At 57.7% G+C, this 14,491-nt stretch carries 15 protein-coding genes; 3 read left to right on the plus strand and 12 right to left on the minus strand.

Translation table 11 applies throughout. The features are described 5' to 3' along the window. Positions 1-80: 80 nt before the first annotated feature. Together yigL and pldB are read right to left on the minus strand one after the other, a co-directional pair. Positions 81-881: a sugar/pyridoxal phosphate phosphatase YigL gene (gene yigL / locus UR504_RS19980; protein ID WP_029741831.1), complete on the minus strand. Its 801-nt coding sequence runs from the start codon at positions 879-881 to the stop codon at positions 81-83. Between the two features lie 31 nt (positions 882-912). After that, on the minus strand, positions 913-1,905 hold the full coding sequence (gene pldB / locus UR504_RS19985; RefSeq protein ID WP_149367412.1) for a lysophospholipase L2: 993 nt from the start codon (positions 1,903-1,905) through the stop codon (positions 913-915). A 110-nt stretch (positions 1,906-2,015) separates the two neighbouring features. On the opposite strand from pldB, the gene rhtB reads away from it, so the two are divergent. Continuing rightward, positions 2,016-2,636 (plus strand): homoserine/homoserine lactone efflux protein, encoded by a 621-nt coding sequence (gene rhtB, locus UR504_RS19990; protein WP_111963537.1) that lies wholly within the window; start codon positions 2,016-2,018, stop codon positions 2,634-2,636. Here the strand turns inward: rhtB and rhtC are convergent. The 3 genes from rhtC to pldA form a co-directional block, all read right to left on the minus strand. Further along, positions 2,633-3,253: a threonine export protein RhtC gene (gene rhtC, locus UR504_RS19995; RefSeq protein WP_111963536.1), complete on the minus strand. Its 621-nt coding sequence runs from the start codon at positions 3,251-3,253 to the stop codon at positions 2,633-2,635. The genes rhtB and rhtC overlap by 4 nt on opposite strands. Before the next feature lie 61 nt (positions 3,254-3,314). Further along, positions 3,315-5,144, minus strand: coding sequence for an ATP-dependent DNA helicase RecQ (gene recQ / locus UR504_RS20000; protein WP_047345452.1), 1,830 nt, complete (start codon positions 5,142-5,144; stop codon positions 3,315-3,317). Between the two features lie 90 nt (positions 5,145-5,234). Further along, complete coding sequence (pldA, locus tag UR504_RS20005) at positions 5,235-6,104, minus strand: phospholipase A (protein WP_045417650.1); 870 nt, start codon at positions 6,102-6,104, stop codon at positions 5,235-5,237. A 163-nt stretch (positions 6,105-6,267) separates the two neighbouring features. Between pldA and yigI the strand changes: the two genes are divergently transcribed. Both yigI and rarD read left to right on the plus strand, forming a co-directional pair. Continuing rightward, the gene (yigI, locus tag UR504_RS20010; protein WP_008501538.1) at positions 6,268-6,735 is read left to right on the plus strand and encodes an acyl-CoA thioesterase YigI; all 468 of its coding nucleotides are present in this window, start codon (positions 6,268-6,270) and stop codon (positions 6,733-6,735) included. A gap of 51 nt (positions 6,736-6,786) precedes the next feature. Continuing rightward, a complete protein-coding gene (rarD, locus tag UR504_RS20015; RefSeq protein WP_008501539.1) occupies positions 6,787-7,683 on the plus strand; it encodes an EamA family transporter RarD in 897 nt (298 codons plus the stop codon). Between the two features lie 83 nt (positions 7,684-7,766). Here rarD and corA read toward each other — a convergent pair whose 3' ends face one another. The 7 genes from corA to dapF all read right to left on the minus strand — a co-directional run bounded on the left by corA (position 7,767) and on the right by dapF (position 14,456). Next, positions 7,767-8,717, minus strand: a complete 951-nt coding sequence (corA, locus tag UR504_RS20020) for a magnesium/cobalt transporter CorA (RefSeq protein WP_008501540.1) — start codon at positions 8,715-8,717, stop codon at positions 7,767-7,769. 150 nt (positions 8,718-8,867) lie between these two features. Further along, the gene (gene ysgD / locus UR504_RS20025) at positions 8,868-8,924 is read right to left on the minus strand and encodes a YsgD/CorL family protein (RefSeq protein ID WP_212743980.1); all 57 of its coding nucleotides are present in this window, start codon (positions 8,922-8,924) and stop codon (positions 8,868-8,870) included. A gap of 149 nt (positions 8,925-9,073) precedes the next feature. Continuing rightward, positions 9,074-11,236, minus strand: coding sequence for a DNA helicase II (gene uvrD, locus UR504_RS20030; RefSeq protein ID WP_032646073.1), 2,163 nt, complete (start codon positions 11,234-11,236; stop codon positions 9,074-9,076). 76 nt (positions 11,237-11,312) lie between these two features. Further along, on the minus strand, positions 11,313-12,029 hold the full coding sequence (gene yigB, locus UR504_RS20035) for a 5-amino-6-(5-phospho-D-ribitylamino)uracil phosphatase YigB (protein ID WP_111963534.1): 717 nt from the start codon (positions 12,027-12,029) through the stop codon (positions 11,313-11,315). Further along, positions 12,029-12,931, minus strand: a complete 903-nt coding sequence (gene xerC / locus UR504_RS20040; RefSeq protein ID WP_023345086.1) for a tyrosine recombinase XerC — start codon at positions 12,929-12,931, stop codon at positions 12,029-12,031. Before xerC ends, yigB begins: the two co-directional genes overlap by 1 nt. Further along, positions 12,928-13,635, minus strand: a complete 708-nt coding sequence (locus tag UR504_RS20045; RefSeq protein WP_248175586.1) for a DUF484 domain-containing protein — start codon at positions 13,633-13,635, stop codon at positions 12,928-12,930. Before UR504_RS20045 ends, xerC begins: the two co-directional genes overlap by 4 nt. Next, positions 13,632-14,456 carry a diaminopimelate epimerase gene (gene dapF, locus UR504_RS20050; RefSeq protein ID WP_008501545.1) on the minus strand — a complete coding sequence of 275 codons (825 nt, stop codon included), beginning with the start codon at positions 14,454-14,456 and terminating at the stop codon, positions 13,632-13,634. The genes UR504_RS20045 and dapF overlap by 4 nt, the downstream gene beginning before the upstream one ends. Positions 14,457-14,491 lie beyond the last annotated feature (35 nt).

Below are 14,491 nucleotides of genomic sequence, written 5' to 3' on the forward strand. Positions count from 1 at the left end.
TGCTTGTCTCTCAGAAAGAAGGAGAGGCATTGTAGCGAACTCTTTAGTTGACAACTGAGCAATAAACAATCAAGTGAAGATTATTCAAGGAACAGCTTGCGCAGATACTTCGGTACCGCGTTGTCAGCGTTAGAACCAATGACTTCCAGTTCAGGGTGGAGATCCTTCAGACGCTGGTGCGCGTTCTGCATGATGCAGCCCTTGCCTGCCATTGAAAGCATCTCGGCGTCGTTCATGCCGTCACCGAAGGCGATACAGTCTTTGAGCCCGAAGCCCAGGCGTTTCGCAACCGCTTCCAGCGCGTGACCTTTGGAGACGCCACCCGCCATCACTTCAAGACAGGTCAGGGTTGAGAAGCTTACGTTGACGCGATCGCCCCAGCGAGCGTTGATCGCCTGTTCCAGCGGGAGCAGCTCTTCGTGGCTGTCGCAGGTGAAGAACACCTTGCTGATCCCTTCCGGCTCCAGCAGGCCCGGTTCGTAAAGGGAGTAGTTGAATACCGCTTCCTTGAAGAAACGCATTTCATCCGGGCGGTGGCGGTTCATAAACCAGTCGTCGTCGCGGTAAACGTTAGTGACGATAGCCGGGTTGTTATGCACCACGCCAAACAGATCGGCGGCAATATCGCGATCCAGGTTGTGGGTAAAGATCAGGTTGCCGTCGGTATCATGCACGCGCGCACCGTTGGAGGTGATCATGTACGATTTGATCTCGAGATTATCGCGGATCTGCCCCACGTCGACGTGGTGGCGGCCGGTGGCGAACACAAAGTTCACGCCACGGGCAGTCAGGAGTTTTAAGGTCTCTTTCGCGTAAGGCGACAGGGTGTGGTCGGGGGAAAGCAGCGTGCCATCTAAATCAGATGCAACAACCTGGTACATAGGGATTTCAACCTCTGGTGGAAAACAAAAATCAATTATGCCTGTTGAAAAATTCAACAATGGCGTTGAGCGCGACTGAGCGCATAGCGTCCTTTTCAAAAAGGATCTCATGGAACGCGCCGTTAATGACCAGCGGTTTACCCCCTTCACAAGGGTGACCGGCAGCAGCGCGCAGTTCACAATAGCGGTCATGCATGCGGTTATCCACCACACGCTCTTCTTCCGCCTGAATCAGAAGCGTCGGCGTGTCATCATCGCCTACGCCCGCCAGCACCTGCTCACCGGCCATAATACCCTCCCGCACCCAGTGCCAGGTCGGGCCGCCGACGCGTAAGCGTGGTTCATCGGCATAAAAGCGCAGGTTGCGGCGATAACGCTGCCGACTGTGGGTTAAGACGTTGATGGCGAACGGCAGCGCGCGCCAGCGTCCTGTACCTATGGCGTAACCTTCACGAATGCGCTGATGGCCCTCAGCCCAGTCAAGAAGATGGCGCACCATCCAGTCAGGAAAACGGATAACGATACCGTACATCGGCGCGGTCAGCGCAATGGCATCGCACTGGTGTTCATAACGCTGCAAAAACAGCGTCGATATCGCGCCCCCCATGGAGTGCGCAAGGATGTATCGCTTACGCCAGGGACCGGGCTGAACGTCCTGCTGCCAGAACGCGGCAAAATCGTCGACGTAATCGCTGAAGCGATCGACGTGCCCACGGTGCGTGTCCGGTAGCAGTCTTCCGGACAGCCCCTGTCCACGATGGTCGATAATCAGGACATCGAACCCCATATGGACCAGGTCGTAGGCCAGCTCAGCGTATTTAACGTAGCTTTCAATACGCCCAGGGCAGACCACAATCACCCGGTCATTTTTTTCATTTCGGAAACGAACGAAACGCACCGGGATGCCCCCGACGCCCGTAAACTCATCTTCCTCACGCTGCCGCCAGAAATCGGTCAGCGGCCCCATAGAGAAAGCAGCAAAAGCGTTTTCTCGTGTTTCCCAGTCCTTTTTCTGCTGAAACATTGGGTTTCCACTCACGTAATCCAGGGAATATCGTTTTTTTCGTCACCGGTCACAAAATGACTCAATAATAGCGTATTGTGGCATAAAAATAGACGGTTCGGGAGTTTCAAATGACCTTCGAGTGGTGGTTCGCCTACCTGCTGACATCCATTATCCTCAGCCTTTCTCCGGGTTCAGGTGCTATTAACACCATGACTACCTCAATCAACCACGGTTACCGCGGTGCGGTGGCATCCATTGCCGGACTGCAGGCCGGGCTGGGCATTCATATCGTGCTGGTCGGGATTGGTCTGGGGACACTTTTCTCCCGCTCGGTGCTGGCGTTTGAAGTGCTGAAATGGGCCGGGGCAGCCTATCTGATTTGGCTCGGCATCCAGCAGTGGCGCGCGGCAGGTTCCATCAACCTGAATACTCTCGCGCAGACGCAAAACCGCGGCCATCTGTTTAAGCGAGCGGTGTTCGTCAACCTGACCAACCCGAAGAGCATCGTTTTCCTCGCCGCGCTGTTCCCGCAGTTTATCGTTCCGCATCAGCCGCAGGTGATGCAGTACGTGGTGCTGGGCGCGACCACCATTATCGTCGATATCATCGTGATGATTGGATACGCGACGCTGGCGCAGCGAATTGCGGCGTGGATTAAAGGGCCTAAGCAGATGAAGGCCCTGAATAAAGTCTTTGGCTCGCTGTTTATGCTGGTTGGCGCGCTGCTTGCGTCAGCGCGTCATGCTTAGCGAGAAATGATGAGATGAATGCCGAAGCCGGCGAACAGCGCGCCGGCGCAGCCGTCAATCCACTTCGCGATACGCTGGTAGCCGCGGCGCATCGCCGGTAAGGCGAACAGGCTGGCCACGATAGTAAACCAGGCAAAGGTTTCAACGACGATCAGCAGGAAGATGCCCCAGCGTGCGCCCGCACCGACGCTATCGCCGACAAACAGCGAGAACACGGAGCCGAAATAGATAATCGCTTTTGGGTTCGCCAGATTAGTCAGCAACCCTTTTACAAAGCTGCGACCGCCCGTTGCCAGCTCCACCTTTGGCTCTTCCGGTTTTTTCTCTTCTTTCTTCAGCGCCCCGCGCAGCATTTGGTAGCCCATCCAGCACAGGTACAGCCCGCCGCCGACCATAATGATGTTATGCAGCCAGGCCATCTTCGCCAGGATCAGGTTCAGACCGAGCAGCGCAACGGCCGCCCAGACCATAACGCCCATGGTGATACCGAGCACGCCCATCATCGCCTCTTTTCGGGAGCGGCTGACGGCCGTTTGTGACACGAAGAAAAAGTCTGGGCCGGGGCTCATCAGCGCAACGATGTGCACTAATGCCACGGTGAGAAATAGCATTAACATAATTAGCTCGCGGGGAAATAATTTAGTGAGTCATCATCCTGGCACTTTTTCGCCCGGCTGACTACTCCTCATCGTCACCGTCGGCGTGAGAGCGGATGAGCGCCATAAACTCTTTACCGAAGCGCTCCAGCTTGCGCGTGCCGACGCCGTTGACGCTGAGCATTTCGCTGGCGCTGAGCGGCATCTGCTCGGCCATCTCAATCAGCGTCGCGTCGTTGAACACCACGTAAGGCGGGATGTTTTCCTCGTCGGCGATGGCCTTACGCAGCTTGCGCAGTTTGGCGAACAGCTTGCGGTCGTAATTGCCGCCGTAGGACTTCTGCATCACGCGCGGCTTCAGGGCGATGACGCGCGGCACGGCGAGCTTCAGTTCAACGTCACCGCGCAGCACCGGACGCGCCGCTTCTGTCAGCTGCAGGGCGGAGTGCTGGGCAATGTTCTGCGTGGCGAAGCCGAGGTGGATTAGCTGGCGAATGATACTCACCCAGTGCTCGTGGCTCTGGTCCTTGCCAATACCGTAGACAGGCAGCTTGTCGTGGCCCATGTCGCGGATACGCTGGTTGTTGGCGCCACGCAGCACTTCCACCACGTAGCCCATCCCGAAGCGCTGGTTCACGCGGTAAATGGTCGAGAGCGCCTTACGCGCGTCCATCAGGCCATCATACTGCTTCGGCGGATCGAGGCAGATATCGCAGTTGCCGCACGGCTCCTGTCGCCCTTCACCAAAGTAGTTGAGCAGAACCAGACGACGGCAGGTTTGCGCTTCGGCAAACGCGCCCATCGCGTTGAGCTTGTGGCGCTCGATATCCTGCAGCTGTCCCTGCGGCTTCTCTTCCAGACAGCGGCGCAGCCACGCCATATCGGCCGGATCGTAAAACAGCATCGCTTCCGCAGGCAGGCCGTCGCGCCCGGCGCGGCCGGTTTCCTGATAGTAGGATTCGATATTGCGCGGAATGTCGAAATGCACCACAAAGCGCACGTTGGGCTTGTTGATCCCCATCCCAAACGCTACCGTCGCGACCACGATCTGCAGGTCATCGCGCTGGAATTTTTCCTGCACGTCGGCGCGGATGTGGTTCTCTAATCCGGCGTGATAGGCGGCGGCGCTAAAGCCGCGGTTTTGCAGACGCGCGGCGGTGTCTTCCACCTTCGCACGGCTGTTGCAGTAGATGATGCCGGACTTGCCGCGCTGCTCCTGGACGTAGCGCAGGAGCTGATCCAGCGGCTTGAACTTTTCCATCAGCATATAGCGGATGTTTGGGCGATCGAAGCTGCTGACCTGGATATAGGGGTCGTTCAGCCCGAGCAGGCGAACGATATCCAGCCGCGTGGTATCATCCGCCGTGGCGGTAAGCGCCATAAACGGCAGCTCGGGGAAGCGCTGACGCAGCTGGCCGAGGGCGGCGTATTCCGGGCGGAAATCGTGTCCCCACTGGGAAATACAGTGCGCTTCATCCACCGCCAGCAGGACCGGGTTCCAGTGCGCCAGGTGATCGAGGAAGTTATCCAGCATCAGGCGCTCCGGCGCGATATACAGCAGGCGGATCTGCCCGGTGCGGCACCCTGCCATGACCTCTTGCTGCTGCTCCCGGGTTTGGGTCGAGTTGAGACAGGCCGCCGCCACGCCGTTGGCGAGTAGCTGGTCAACCTGGTCTTTCATCAGAGAAATGAGGGGGGATACCACGACCGTCAGGCCGTTAAGCACCAGCGCGGGAACCTGATAACAGAGGGACTTGCCGCCACCGGTAGGCATCACCACCAGGCAATCACGACCTTCCAGCACCGTTTCAATGATGGTTTCCTGGCCAGGGCGGAACTGCTGGTAGCCAAAGGTTTCATGCAAAACCTGTTTAGCCAGCGACTCCTGATTCAATACTTCCGCCTGCGCCACGTTAACCCCATATGCCTGAAATGAAACAGGCGCTATTTTCAGCGCCTGAGAGAGAAACTTCAACGTTTAACGCAAAAACATTCGAACAGCCTAGAGAATATCGTTCAGCATCACGCCCACGCCGACGCGGGTCTGGTTGAAGTTGTAATCGATAAGCGACTCGCCGTAACCGCTGTAGACTTGTGTATAAAGGCGGACATGCTTGCTTACCGGATAGCTTAAGCCCACTTCCGCGCCGCCGTAGCCGGTGTTCCAGTTGTACTGACCTTTCGCACTCAGCACGGCATCACCTAACTGGTAGCCGACTTTAAGCTGGTAGTAGCCCATATATTTGGTGATGTCCGGGTTGTCATCAGTGCTGCCGACCACATACCACGGCTTCACTTCCACCATCCAGTTACCGTTCTGCGCCATCAGGCGCGTATAGGCACGGTTCCAGCTACGGGATGTCGGATCGGAACGTCCGTTAGAATCATGGTTAAAGCCCACTTCCACATCGCGTAACGTCCAGCCCGCAAATTCATAATCCGTTGCGAAGCCGAGGAACAGCTGGGGCTCATAGTTGGTTTCGCGGAACGGCGAGGATTCCCCGCTGTTAGAGAGCTGCCACCAGGACTTCTGCGTATAGGAGGCACCAAACACCGAGTTCGGTCCCAGAATGCCGCGCCAGAACGGGAAAGCGAGGCTGAGCTGGAACTTCACCTCATCTTTACGCGCATTATCAGACCAGTTATAGGAGCTTATCGCCTCTTTGTTGAGATCGCTGGTCTGGGTGTAAATCACGTAGTTGGTGTCATACGGATAGAGCGTGAACGGATTGTCATGCTCCTGAAGAAGGTTCGCGATAATGCTACCGTGAACGGCAGGCTTATCATGCACCTCTTTGATTGTCGCTTCCTGCGCATAGGCTGTGAGGGGCAGCGAAATCGCCGCCAGTAACCAGGCCAGATACGTCCGCATCGGTGGTGTTCTCCTGCAAAAGAGTAAAATTAGCTAAATAGTTATGTGGCGGACATTCTACAGACTTCTGCGACAACTGCTGCATCCTCGTTTCTGAAAGTGGAATTCCTTGTTGCTGAGGCATAAAATCAACATTTCGTTAACAATAAGGATGTGATGCCTCATGTCAGCCATGCTTACCGCCGAAGAAGTGTTAAAACTCGTGGGCGAGATTTTTGTTTACCATATGCCGTTTAACCGCGCGCTGGGACTGGAGCTGGAGCGTTACGAGAAAGACTTTGCCCAGCTGAGCTTCAACAACCAGCCGATGATGGTAGGTAACTGGGCGCAAAGTATTTTGCACGGCGGCGTGATTGCCTCCGCGCTTGACGTGGCGGCAGGTCTGGTCTGCGTGGGCAGTACGCTGACCCGCCATGACACCATCAACGAAGACGAACTCCGCCAGCGTCTGGCGCGCATGGGCACCATCGATCTGCGCGTCGACTATCTTCGGCCGGGACGTGGAAATCGCTTCACCTGCACGAGCAGCCTGCTGCGCGCGGGGAATAAAGTCGCCGTGGCGCGCGTTGAATTACACAACGAAGAACAGGTGTATATCGCCAGCGCAACCGCCACTTATATGGTGGGTTGAGGCGGCAAAATCGGGTAAAATTAATTCACTTTTTTGTAACGGATTTTCCCGATGGATGCTAAACAGACGCGGCAGGGCGTTTTACTCGCCCTTGCCGCTTATTTTATTTGGGGTATCGCCCCGGCGTATTTCAAGCTTATCGCCTACGTTCCGGCCGATGAGATCCTGACTCACCGCGTCATCTGGTCGTTCTTCTTTATGATTGCGCTGATGAGCCTCAGCCGTCAGTGGTCGGGCGTCAAAACGCTGCTGCAAACCCCGAAGAAGATCTTCCTGCTGGCACTTTCTGCCGTGCTGATTGGCGGCAACTGGTTGCTGTTTATCTGGGCGGTGAATAACCATCACATGCTCGAAGCGAGCCTGGGGTACTTCATTAACCCGCTGGTGAATATCGTGCTGGGGATGATTTTCCTCGGTGAGCGCTTCCGCCGGATGCAGTGGGTGGCGGTGATTCTGGCCTTCTGCGGCGTACTGGTGCAGCTCTGGACCTTCGGCTCGCTGCCGATTATTGCCCTCGGCCTGGCGTTCAGCTTTGCGTTCTACGGCCTGGTGCGTAAGAAGATTGCGGTAGAAGCGCAGACGGGGATGCTGTTTGAAACCTTGTGGCTGCTGCCCGTGGCGGCGATTTATCTTTTCGGCATCGCCGACAGCCCAACCAGCCACATGGGCAGCAACCCGTGGTCGCTAAACCTGATGCTGATGGCGGCGGGCGTGGTGACCACTATTCCACTGCTGTGCTTCACCGGTGCGGCGACGCGCCTGCGTCTCTCCACGCTGGGTTTCTTCCAGTACATTGGCCCGACGCTAATGTTCCTGCTGGCGGTGGTGTTTTACGGCGAGGTGCCGGGGGCGGATAAGATGGTGACGTTCGCCTTTATCTGGGTGGCGCTGGCGATTTTCGTCGCCGATGCGATTTATACCCAGCGCAGGGGGCGCAAAGGGCTGTGAAGTTGCCCTAACTCTAACCCTCTCCCACAGGGAGAGGGAATTCGATCGTAGGGCGGGTAAGCGCAGCGCCACCCGCCAGATTTTTACAGCCAGTTCCGGCGCTTAAAGTACAGATACGGTGCCAGCCCCGCGAGGATCATAAAGATAATCGCCCCCGGGTAACCAAAGCTCCACTTCAGCTCCGGCATAAACTCGAAGTTCATCCCATAGCTGGATGCCACCAGCGTTGGCGGCAGGAACACTACGGACACCACCGAGAAGATCTTGATGATGCGGTTCTGCTCGATGTTGATAAAGCCCATCGCCGCCTGCATCAGGAAGTTAACCTTCTGGAACAGGGATTCGTTGTGCGGCAGCAGGGATTCGATATCGCGCAGGATCTCACGCGCCTGCTCCAGCTGACCGCCCGGCAGACGCGCCTTGCGCACCAGGAAGTTCAGCGCGCGCTGGGTATCCATCAGACACAAACGCACCTTCCAGCCGATATCTTCCAGCTCAGCCAGCGTGGAGAGTGCCTCGTCGTACTCATCGCCCTGATGGCCTTCCATGATCACGCGGCTCAGCTTTTCCAGATCGCTATAGATGTTTTCAATTTCGTCCGCCAGCTGTTCAATTTTGGTCTCGAACAGATCGAGCAGCAGCTCGTAGGCGTTGCCGTCCACCATCGCCTGGCTGCGGGCGCGCATGCGGTAGAGACGGAATGCCGGCAGCTCGCGCTCGCGCAGCGTAAACAGGCGGCCGTCGCGAATGGTAAACGCCACGGTGGAGTTACCCGCGTGGTCTTCCGCATCTTCAAAGAAGAAGAAGGAGTGAATATGCAGGCCGTCTTCGTCTTCAAAAAAACGCGCGGATGCTTCGATGTCTTCCAGTTCCGGGCGGGTTGCCAGGCTTTGCCCCAGCTCAGATTGTACGCGAAGGCGCTCATCGTCGTCCGGCTCGACCAGATCCACCCATACGGCATCAATGAGGGGCTGTGACTCTTCGGCTTCAAGCCGAGTCAGTCGGTTATTTTCGAGTTGAAATGCGCTCAACATGACCGGGACTCCCAATGCAAAAAATATCGGACAGTTCGGTGGGCACACAGAAACAAATTGGGTTTCAGACCATTAAACAGCCTGACTCAGCGCGACGGGAATAATGCAGTCGCTGACAACCACTAAGGCCATCAGCAAGAGGAGATAGCCTTAGGAGTTGTTCCTGGATGACAGGGAATTGAGCCAGTATCTACTGGGTGTGTCCAAGGCGAATGTCCTCTTAGCGTAATCGTGCGCGCATGTTACGCCAGCTATAACTGTGGCGTCAACACGCAACGAAACGCTGAAGGGCATTAATTGACCTTCAACGTATAAGGCTAGCAGATTATTACAAAATAATGATATTTTTCTGAATGTTAGACTGTTTCCAGCTTCGCGTAGGCCGCCACCAGCCATTTGATCCCCTGCCCCTGGAACGCCACCTGCAGGCGGCTGTGCTCGCCGCTGCCTTCCAGATTCACAATGGTGCCCTCGCCAAACTTCGAATGGCGCACGCGCTGGCCCAGCTTGTAGCCAGTGTCGGTTTCCGCAATCGGCGATCCCATGCGCTGATGGCTGACAGGACGACTGATGCTTGCCCGCAGACGCACCTCCTCCACGCACTCTTCCGGCAGTTCACCGATAAAGCGCGACGGACGGTGATAGACCTCTTTACCGTACAGACGGCGGGTTTCCGCATAGGTCAGCGTCAGCTTTTGCATCGCGCGCGTCACGCCCACGTAGGCCAGACGACGCTCCTCTTCCAGACGGCCGCCTTCATCCAACGACATCTGGCTCGGGAACATCCCCTCTTCCATCCCGACGATGAATACCTGCGGGAACTCCAGCCCTTTGGCGGAGTGCAGGGTCATGAGCTGAACCGCATCCTGCCAGGTATCGGCCTGTCCTTCCCCCGCTTCCAGCGCGGCGTGGGAGAGGAACGCCTGCAGCGGCATCAGGTCTTCGTCTTCTTCGTTGTAGCTGAACTGGCGCGTTGCCGTGACCAGTTCCTCTAAGTTCTCAATACGGGTCTGGCCCTTCTCACCTTTTTCCTGCTCATACATGGTGCGCAGGCCGGAATCTTTAATCACCCGGTCGGTCTGCACGTGCAGCGGCATGTCGGCCGTTTCCTGCGCGAGGGCGTCAATCAGCTCAAGGAAGCGCTGCAATGCGCTGGCGGCACGTCCGGCGAGCGCTTTTTCCTGCAGCAGCTCGCGGCACGCCTGCCACAGAGTCAGCTGGCGGTCGCGCGAGGCCTGACGCACCACGTCCAGCGTGCGGTCGCCAATCCCGCGGGTCGGAGTGTTGACCACGCGTTCAAACGCCGCGTCGTCGTTACGGTTGGCAATCAGACGCAGATACGACAGCGCATCTTTGATTTCCTGACGTTCGAAGAAGCGCATGCCGCCATAAATGCGGTACGGCATGCTCACCTGCAGCAGCGCCTCTTCCAGCACGCGCGACTGGGCGTTGCTGCGATAGAGAATGGCGCACTGCTCCAGCGCGCCGCCGTTGTCCTGCCAGGTTTTAATGCGGTTCACCACGAAGCGCGCTTCGTCGAGCTCGTTGAAGGCGCAGTAAATCGAAATCGGTTCGCCATCGACGCCGTCGGTCCACAGCTTTTTGCCCAGACGCCCGTTGTTGTTCTCAATCAGGGCGTTGGCCGCGCTCAGGATGTTGCTGGTTGAGCGGTAGTTCTGCTCCAGACGGATGGTTTCCGCGCCGGGGAAATCGTTGAGGAAGCGCTGGATGTTCTCCACCTGCGCCCCGCGCCAGCCGTAGATCGACTGGTCATCATCGCCCACGATCATCACCTTGCCGGTATCGCCGGCCAGCAGGCGGATCCACGCGTACTGGATGTTGTTGGTATCCTGGAATTCGTCCACCAGGATATTGGTGAAGCGTTCACGGTAGTGCTGCAGGATGTGCGGTTTGTTCAGCCACAGCTCGTGGGCGCGCAGCAGCAGCTCGGCAAAATCCACCAGACCGGCGCGATCGCACGCTTCCTGATAGGCCTTGTAGACGTTCTGCCAGGTCTGCTCGACCGGGTTGCCGAAGCTCTGAATGTGGTGCGGGCGCAGCCCCTCGTCTTTCTGGCCGTTGATGTACCACATCGCCTGACGCGGCGGCCACTGCTTCTCGTCGAGGTTCATCGCCTTGATCAGGCGTTTCAGCAGACGGAGCTGGTCTTCGCTGTCGAGGATCTGGAAATCCTGCGGCAGGTTGGCGTCCATGTGGTGTGCGCGCAGCAGGCGGTGCGCCAGGCCGTGGAAGGTGCCGACCCACATGCCGCCCTGGCTGGTGCCCATCAGTTGGGCGATGCGGTGGCGCATCTCCGCCGCCGCCTTGTTGGTGAACGTGACCGCCATGATGGAGTACGGCGAGCAGTTTTCCACGCTCTGCAGCCAGGCGATACGGTGAACCAGCACGCGCGTCTTACCACTGCCCGCTCCAGCCAGCACCAGCAGGTTGGTGCGCGAGGCGGCAACCGCGTCACGCTGTTTGTCATTAAGGCTGTCGAGCAGGTAAGAAACGTCCATTGGCACCGTCACGTCATGTCGGGCTGGCGAATAGCATTCGTCAAAACCCTGTTAATTTATACAGAACAATTGATGATTATATCAGCGTCGTGAGGGATGCCAACCGTGAAATTTCCACGTGCGGCAGAAGACGGCTATCGGAGGCGATCATCAGGTCAGCATTTTCCGGCTTGATCCAGCAGGCCTGCATCCCGCAGCGGATGGCGCCGGCCACGTCTGTGGTCAGGTCATCCCCCACGTGCAGGATCTCACCCAGCGGCAGGTTAAGCTTATCTGCCGCCAGATGGTACATGTCACTGAACGGCTTCGCGCGCCCGTGAGGACCCGCACGCAGCACGAATTCAAAATAATCGCTGAGGCCAAACAGCTCCGGCTGGGCATTGCCGTTGGTGATGGCCACCAGCGGCCACTTTTCGGCAAGCTTCGCCAGCGTGTCGTGGGTTTCCTGCGGCACGTCGATGCGGCTGCGCCATTTAGCAAAGTTTTCCATGGCCGCTTCCGCCCCAATGGCGGCATCCTGCGTGCTCAGACCCACGTTGAGCATCGCCTGCTCAACCGCGCGACGACGCCATTCGGTCACGTCGTGGTAAATGTCCGGCTCGGTCTCACGCAGGGACTGGCGCAGCTTCTGGAAGTCCTTGTTCTGTATCGCCTTCAGCGCGGGATGGTAGTTCTGCACAAACGCCAGGGACTCCTGCTCGGTGCGCAGGATCACCTCGCGGTTGTCATAAAGAGTGTCATCAAGGTCAAACGTCAGGGCTGAGATCTGACCGAGTGGGCGGTAAAAACGCATTATTTCCCCCGTTTGGCGCGTGGATGCGCCGCGTCATACACCGAGGCAAGGTGCTGGAAGTCTAAGTGGGTATAGATTTGAGTGGTCGACAGATTTGCGTGGCCAAGCAGTTCCTGCACGCCGCGCAGATCGCCGCTCGACTCAAGCATGTGTGTCGCAAAGGAGTGGCGCAGCTTGTGCGGGTGAACGTGGCTGTTCAGCCCCTGCTTAATGCCCCACTCCGCAAAGCGCTTCTGAACGTTACGCGCCGAGATCCGCTTGCCGAGCTTCGACAGGAACAGCGCATCTTCGTCGGTGCCAAACAGCCCGCGCAGGTCAAGCCAGTGCTCAATCCAGGAGACCGCATTGCGCCCAATCGGCAGGCGGCGCTCTTTGCTGCCCTTACCCATTACCCACACTTCGCCAGATTCCAGATCGAGATGCTTGAGGTCGAGGTTAACGAGCTCAGACAGACGTAATCCGGCACCGTACATCACCTCCAGCATCGCGCGGTCGCGCACGGCCAGCGGATCGTTAAGGTCGATATCCAGCAGGCGGTTTACGTCGTCAACGTCAATATTTTTAGGCAGATGGCGCGGCGCCTTCGGCGTGGCTATCCCCTTTGCCGGGTTGGCTTTTAAGCCCCCCTGGCTGACCAGCCAGTCGAAGAAGCTGCGCAGCGCTGAGAGCCTGAGCGCCAGGCTCGCCGGGCTGAGATTTTTTTTACGGCTACGCACAACAAACCCGCGTACCGTCGCAGCGTCACATTGTTGCCAGCTTTTCAGGCCGATTTCGTCGGCGATCTGCATGATGGCATCAAGCTGACGCTGATAGTTAAGCAGCGTAATGGGGCTAAGCTGACGTTCCACGCCGAGATAGCGCAGAAAGCGCGAGACGTCAGTGGCGAGCAGTCCGTCCGTCATACGCGCTCAATCCAGCGCTCCAGCAGCTCAGGCAGCATCAGGGCGATCTCCTGCAGCAGGTGCGTGGCTTGCCCCTGCTCGTAGTGATGCGCGTCGCGGCTGGTAAATAATATGACGCCCAGATCGCCATCGCGCCCCATCAGCGACATCGCCACCGAGCCAATCGCTTTGGCTTCCGGTAATACCACCAGCAGCTCAGGCCCGTTCAGCGGCCCCAGATAGTGGTGATCATGGCCCAGACGCTGAATGCGCAGCGGTTCAAATGCCTGACGGCTGAGTGCCAGATGGGTAAATCCCGACGGCGCGCCGATGCGCCAGCGGTCAGGGAAAAGACGAATCGTTGCGCCCGCCAGCCCCAGCTCGCGCGCCCAGCGGTGGAAACGGCTGAGGAACTCGTCGAGACTGTGCGCCGACGCCAGACGCGCCTGCAGATGCAGCAGTCGATAGAACAGGCTTTCGTTGGTGCTGGCCTGCTCCATCAGCAGCGTCATGTTCTCTTCAAGCTGGTTGATGTGGTTGCGCGAGCGCGCCATGTGCCATTCGACCAGCGACACGGTCCCGCGAACCGGATGCGGCACACGCATCTCTTCGACGACGCGTGCATTGCGAATAAAAAACTCAGGATTGCGCAGCAGATAATCAACAACAGCCCTGTCGTCCAGTTCCGTCACTGTTTCCTGCAGTTCTTCCCCTGGTTGTTTCATAGATGGATAAACCCGTCATAGACATGTGCCGCCGGGCCAGTCATATACAGTGGATGACCCGGTCCTTTCCAGGCGATATCAAGCCGACCGCCCGGTAATTCCACGCGAACCTCTTCAGCCAGTAACCCCTGGGAGATGCCCACGGCCACCGCAGCACAGGCACCGCTTCCGCAGGCCTGAGTCTCACCCGCGCCGCGCTCGTAAACCCGCAGGCGAATGTGCTCGCGCTTCACCACCTGCATAAAACCGATGTTCGCGCGCTCCGGGAAACGTTCGTGGCTTTCCAGTACCGGGCCGAGCGTTTCGACCGCGGCAGTTTCCACATCATCAACCTGAATCACGCAGTGTGGGTTACCCATTGAGACGACGCCGCACAATACTGTCTGCTCGGCCGCACGCATAATATAGGTCTTTTCCGCTTTGTTTGCGCGAAACGGCACGACGGAGGGCTCGAAGTTAGGCTCGCCCATGTTCACGCGCACCAGCTCATCATCGGTGACGCTGAGCACCATGCGACCATTGGCCGTGCTGACGCGAATATCACGCTTGTTGGTCAGCCCTTTCAGGCGGACAAAGCGGGCGAAACAGCGCGCGCCGTTGCCGCACTGGTTAACTTCGCTGCCGTCCGCGTTAAAAATACGGTAGTGGAAATCAAGATCGGGATCGTACGGTGGCTCGACCACCAGCAGCTGATCGAACCCCACGCCCAGATGCCGATCCGCCAGGCGACGGATCAGTTCAGGCGAGAAAAACACATTCTGCGTTACCGCGTCGACGACCATAAAATCGTTGCCAAGGCCATGCATTTTAGAGAACTGCATCATTTGCTCCATTGCGCGGGTACAGAACGTTGTCG

The organism is Enterobacter sp. 241F3 (assembly GCF_034106785.1).
In the GTDB taxonomy this organism is placed as follows: domain Bacteria; phylum Pseudomonadota; class Gammaproteobacteria; order Enterobacterales; family Enterobacteriaceae; genus Enterobacter; species Enterobacter vonholyi.

Bases quoted from the DNA above. Each gene is read 5' to 3' on its own strand.
- UR504_RS20045 (WP_248175586.1), bottom strand. From the start codon at position 13,635: ATGAAACAACCAGGGGAAGAACTGCAGGAAACAGTGACGGAACTGGAC.
- pldB (WP_149367412.1), bottom strand. From the start codon at position 1,905: ATGTTTCAGCAGAAAAAGGACTGGGAAACACGAGAAAACGCTTTTGCT.
- pldA (WP_045417650.1), bottom strand. From the start codon at position 6,104: ATGCGGACGTATCTGGCCTGGTTACTGGCGGCGATTTCGCTGCCCCTC.
- yigL (WP_029741831.1), bottom strand. From the start codon at position 881: ATGTACCAGGTTGTTGCATCTGATTTAGATGGCACGCTGCTTTCCCCC.
- yigB (WP_111963534.1), bottom strand. From the start codon at position 12,029: ATGCGTTTTTACCGCCCACTCGGTCAGATCTCAGCCCTGACGTTTGAC.
- rarD (WP_008501539.1), top strand. From the start codon at position 6,787: ATGGATGCTAAACAGACGCGGCAGGGCGTTTTACTCGCCCTTGCCGCT.
- corA (WP_008501540.1), bottom strand. From the start codon at position 8,717: ATGTTGAGCGCATTTCAACTCGAAAATAACCGACTGACTCGGCTTGAA.
- dapF (WP_008501545.1), bottom strand. From the start codon at position 14,456: ATGCAGTTCTCTAAAATGCATGGCCTTGGCAACGATTTTATGGTCGTC.
- rhtB (WP_111963537.1), top strand. From the start codon at position 2,016: ATGACCTTCGAGTGGTGGTTCGCCTACCTGCTGACATCCATTATCCTC.
- yigI (WP_008501538.1), top strand. From the start codon at position 6,268: ATGTCAGCCATGCTTACCGCCGAAGAAGTGTTAAAACTCGTGGGCGAG.
- xerC (WP_023345086.1), bottom strand. From the start codon at position 12,931: ATGACGGACGGACTGCTCGCCACTGACGTCTCGCGCTTTCTGCGCTAT.
- rhtC (WP_111963536.1), bottom strand. From the start codon at position 3,253: ATGTTAATGCTATTTCTCACCGTGGCATTAGTGCACATCGTTGCGCTG.
- uvrD (WP_032646073.1), bottom strand. From the start codon at position 11,236: ATGGACGTTTCTTACCTGCTCGACAGCCTTAATGACAAACAGCGTGAC.